We start from the raw sequence: 234 nt of genomic DNA, 5'->3' as shown, positions 1-234 counted from the left end.
ACTCCAGCATCTCCGAAAAAAACTCTGCAGTAACAAAATCTGGCTGGCGGATCATTAGTTTAAATACTAAGTCGTCTTTATTAATGACACCTGTAAAGCTCTCCTTTGCACTATCAGTGATATCCCACACACCTTCTAATGGGTAAACCGTGTAATCGACATAACCTTGTGGGGTAGATTTCAGATTTTTTAATGTCATTTTTATCGCATAAGCGGTTGCGTAAAGTGCTTCAA

1 pseudogene is annotated in these 234 nt (G+C 38.9%); it reads right to left on the bottom strand.

The window, feature by feature from the left end:
• Positions 1 to 199: pseudogene (locus BTV98_RS13405) on the bottom strand (hypothetical protein); the annotation flags it as partial.
• Positions 200 to 234: the final 35 nt, after the last annotated feature.

The sequence above is a fragment of the Psychrobacter sp. Cmf 22.2 genome (genome assembly GCF_001921745.1).
Taxonomy (GTDB): domain Bacteria; phylum Pseudomonadota; class Gammaproteobacteria; order Pseudomonadales; family Moraxellaceae; genus Psychrobacter.
Note: the sequence above shows the minus strand (reverse complement) of the source record. Positions and strands in the feature narration are given on the sequence as shown.